This window comes from Streptomyces sp. NPDC057877 (assembly GCF_042796855.1).
GTDB lineage: Bacteria > Actinomycetota > Actinomycetes > Streptomycetales > Streptomycetaceae > Streptomyces.
On record NZ_JBHVMS010000008.1, the window covers coordinates 1 to 4,318 of the forward strand.

Below are 4,318 nucleotides of genomic sequence, written 5' to 3' on the forward strand. Positions count from 1 at the left end.
TGGTACTGCAGGGGGGACCCTGTGGGAGAGTAGGACGCCGCCGAACAAATTTTGAGGAAACCCCGCATCTTCGGATGCGGGGTTTTCTGCGTTTACAGCGGGAGCGGACGGAGCGTTCCGCTGAAGGGGCCGCCGCGGCGCGGCAGTTCGTTGCTGAGGGGTCGGACGGTTCGTGGGGTGGGTCGCTCACCGTGTGGGTGGAGGAGGCCGGGAGCACTGACTGGGCGGGGTAGGAGAACCTGCGGGCCCAGGTGCTGTACCGGAAGGTCGGCTTTCTGGCCAGTGGGGTGACCGTACCGCTGGAGGGCAGTGCGGAGGCTTCCGAGGCGGAGTCCGTGCTGGAGCGCGGGTGACGGTCAGGGGGCCGTCAGTTCGTCGTGGGGCCAGCGGGAGCGGGCCTGCTCGCGGGAGTGGAGGAGGGCCAGGGTGGGCATGCCCTGGTCCGGGCCCGTGGACAGGAGGGCCGGGAGGGCCGGGAGCGGGGCCACGGCGGCGATGTCGTCCAGGACGACGGTGAGTGGTGGGTCGAGCCGACCGGAGGATGACCGTGCGGCCATGCGCCGGCCGTGCTCGACCACGCTGGAGACGAGGGCCGTCAGGAGGGGCATCGCGCCGGGATGTGTCCTGGGGTCCTCGATGGATTCACCGACCACATAGAGCGTGCCCCCTTCGTCGATGAAGGAATCCAGGGCAAGCGCATCAGTTCGGTTTGGTGTGCAGGCCTCGCGGATGTTGACCGTGGAGAGCGCGGACAGGGCCCGTGTCGTCAACTCGTGCGCCATGTCGCGGCGTTCCGGATGGGAGGTGAGCGTGGCTTCCAGCTCGCCCGCGGCGCCCGGGGCTGCTTTGGGGTGGGTGCGCAGGACGCGTACCGCTTCCTGGATCTGCGTGCCCTGGGACCAGCGGTGGACGTGGCGGATCGTGCGGTTGTCCAGGGCGGCGGCGTGGAGGTAGCTGCGGAGGAGGGTCTCCGCGGTGTCGGCCAGGGCCTGGTCCAGCTTTGCCGTAGGGCGGACGGGGGCGAGCAGGTCGGCGGCTCTCGCCTTGGCCGTGGCTTTGTCCTCGCAGCCCTTGGTGGGGGACCAGTGGAGGCGGGCCGGGGTGTCGCAGCGGTGGGTGGGGTCGTAGAGGTGGACGGGGCCCAGTTTGGCCCTGGCGTCCTTTGTCTCCTGCCAGAGTGCCGGGTTGGAGGTGACGATGAGGGCGGGGCCGTCCGCGTCGCCCACGGCCTGGAGCGCGGTCGCCTGGCGGGCTTCGCCGGTCGTGTAGAGCACCGGGCCCGCGGGGCGGGTTGTTTCCCAGCCAGCGGTCAGTCGTTCGCCGTTGGGGGGAGGGAGCGAGGTTTCCTTCTGGGCGGTCGGTGGGTCGTGCCGTACCGGTTGTGGTTGTTCTTCTGTTCTTGGGGACGGGACCTCGTGGGTCTGGGGCGGCTCTGCCGCCAGGGGGAGCTTCTGTCTTGCTCTGACCGCTCTCCAGCGTGCCACCGTGCCCATCACGAAGATGGTGAGGACGAGCAGGATCATCAGCTGGCTGATGAACAGGCCCCAGAAGAGGCCGTATCCGGAGAGCTGGCCCGGTGGGGTGTCGGGCCAGGCGGCCGGGATGTCATGGGGTTCGGTGACCAGGGCGCGCATGGCCAGGGGCGTGCGGGTGAAGGTCACGCCGGTGGGCCAGGCGCCGTGGGAGAACAGGGCGGCCAGGCCGGTCGCCGTCCAGACCAGCAGGGTCATGCCGAGGAGGAAGGCGAGTATCCCGAGCAGCAGGCCGTCGGGGACGCCCCCCTGCGCATCCCGCCGCTGCCCCTGGTGGTCGTCCGGTCGCACGCCTCCCCCTACCTGTCCTTCGGTTTGCCCGCGCTCAGGCCACCGTCGATTCCGAGTCGCCCAGGTGCTGTTCGACGAAGGCCGCCGCGCGCTCCTCGGCCTCCAGTTCGGCGGCGCGCAGGGCGTCGTCGTCGAGGAGGTCGGCGGAGGACTCGGTCATGGCGCGGTCGGTGAAGACCAGTGGGCGTTCGGTCTCGGTGATGAGGTGCTTGACGACCTGCACGTTGCCGTTGACGTCCCAGACGGCGATGCCCGGAGTGAGGCTCGGGATGATCTCCACGGCCCAGCGGGGCAGGCCGAGGACGCGGCCGGTCGCGCGGGCCTCGTCGGCCTTCTGGGCGTAGATCGTCCGGGTGGACGCCATCTTCAGGATCGCCGCCGCTTCCTTCGCCGCGGCGCCGTCGACCACGTCGGACAGGTGGTGGACCACCGCCACGAAGGACAGGCCGAGGCGGCGGCCGAACTTCAGCAGCCGCTGGAACAGCTGGGCGACGAAGGGGCTGTTGATGATGTGCCAGGCCTCTTCGACGAGGAAGATGCGTTTCTTTCGGTCGGGGCGGATCCAGGTGTGCTCCAGCCACACACCGACGATCGCCATCAGGATCGGCATGGCGATGGAGTTGCGGTCGATGTGGGAGAGGTCGAAGACGATCAGGGGCGCGTCCAGGTCGATGCCGACCGTGGTGGGGCCGTCGAACATGCCGCGCAGGTCGCCGTCGACCAGGCGGTCCAGGACGAGCGCGACGTCCAGGCCCCAGGCCCGTACGTCGTCTATGTCGACGTTCATCGACTCCGCGGACTCCGGCTCGGGGTGCCGTAGCTGCTCGACGATGTCGGTGAGGACGGGCTGGCGTTCGACGATGGTCTCGTTGACGTAGGCGTGGGCGACCTTGAGGGCGAAGCCGGAGCGTTCGTCGAGGCCGTGGCCCATCGCCACCTCGATGATCGTGCGCAGCAGCGCGAGCTGGCCCGTGGTGGTGATGGCCGGGTCGAGGGGGTTGAGGCGGATGCCGTGGTCCAGGGCGGCCGTCGGGTCCAGGCGGATGGGAGTTATGCCCAGCTCCTGGGCGATGAGGTTCCATTCGCCGACGCCGTCCTCGCCCTGGGCGTCGAGGACGACGACCTGGCGGTCACGGAAGCGCAGTTGGCGCAGGACGTAGGTCTTCTCCAGGGCGGACTTGCCGTTGCCGGACTCGCCGAGGACCAGCCAGTGCGGGGCCGGGAGCTGTTGGCCGTACAGCTGGAAGGGGTCGTAGATGTAGCCCTTGCCGGAGTAGACCTCGCGGCCGATGATGACGCCGGAGTCGCCGAGGCCGGGGGCGGCGGTCGGGAGGTAGACGGCCTGGGCCTGGCCCGTGGAGGTGCGGACCGGGGGACGGGTCGTCTCGACCTTCCCGAAGAGGAAGGCCGTGAAGGCGTCCGTGACGACGGACAGCGGGTCCCGCATCAGCGCATCAGCCCCTACCTTCGGATTCCGGTGGCGAACGGGAGAGTGTTGACGAAGGCGCGGTGGTGTTCGCGGTCGCACCACTCCAGCTTCAGATACGACTTTCCGGCCGACGCCCTTATGGTGCGCTTGTCGCGCGCCAGGGCCTCGGGGGAGCGGGCGGAGACGGTGATGTAGCCGACCAGGTTGACGCCCGCGGCGCCGCTGGCGAGGTCTTCACCGCGCTGGTCGAGGCGGTTGTGTGCGGCGATGTCGCGCGGGTCGACGGTGCGGTTCATCTTGGCGGCGCGGGACGCCTCCGCCTCGTCGTTCGTCTTCTCGGTGAGCATGCGCTCGATGGCGACCTCGGTGGGTTCGAGGTCCATGGTGACGGCGACGGTGCGGATGACGTCCGGGGTGTGGACCAGGAGCGGGGCCAGGAAGTTCACGCCTACGGGGGTGAGCGGCCACTCCTTCACCCACGCCGTGGCGTGGCACCAGGGGGCGCGGGTGGACGACTCGCGGGTCTTGGCCTGGAGGTAGGTGGGCTCCATGGCGTCCAGCTCGGCGGGCCAGGCGTTGCGCTTGGTCATCGCCTGGATGTGGTCGATCGGGTGGTCCGGGTCGTACATGGAGTGGATGAGGGAGGCGAGGCGGCCCTGGCCGAGGGGCTGGCGGACGCGGATGTCCGCCTCCTGGAGGCGGGAGCAGATGTCGGTCAGCTCGCGTGCCATGACGACCGCGAGGCCCGCGTCCCGGTCGGCCTTGCCGCCGTGCGGGCGGGCCGCGCGGGCCATCGCCTGGGCCTCGGCGGCCAGGTCGCGGGTGTAGTGCATACAGGCGACGAGGTAGGCGCGGTGTTGTTCGCTGCTCGTCGAGACCATGGACTGGAGCTGGTCGTACGACTGCTGGAGCCAGGCCGGTGCGCGTTCGTCCCCGCGGACGGCGACGTCCTTGGCGTGGGCGTCGGGGTCGGCGGGGAGGGTGCGGGCGAGCATCTGGAGGCGGGTGACGAAGCCGTCGCCGTTGGCCACGTGCTTGAGGAGGGTGCCGAAGCGGTCGACGAGGG

At 70.1% G+C, this 4,318-nt stretch carries 3 protein-coding genes; all 3 read right to left on the reverse strand.

Going from position 1 to position 4,318, the window contains the following annotated elements; genetic code table 11:
• Positions 1 to 356 precede the first annotated feature (356 nt).
• Entirely contained in the window at positions 357 to 1,823 is a 1,467-nt protein-coding gene (locus ACFVQG_RS24150; protein ID WP_383387117.1) for a type VI secretion protein, read from the reverse strand.
• A 34-nt stretch (positions 1,824 to 1,857) separates the two neighbouring features.
• Entirely contained in the window at positions 1,858 to 3,270 is a 1,413-nt protein-coding gene (locus ACFVQG_RS24155) for an ATP-binding protein (protein ID WP_383387120.1), read from the reverse strand.
• 14 nt (positions 3,271 to 3,284) lie between these two features.
• Positions 3,285 to 4,318: SCO6880 family protein (locus tag ACFVQG_RS24160; protein WP_383387123.1), on the reverse strand; the 1,034-nt coding region annotated here is incomplete at its 5' end.

Coding starts and splice junctions, on each gene's coding strand:
- ACFVQG_RS24155 (WP_383387120.1), bottom strand. CDS start 3,270: ATGCGGGACCCGCTGTCCGTCGTCACGGACGCCTTCACGGCCTTCCTC.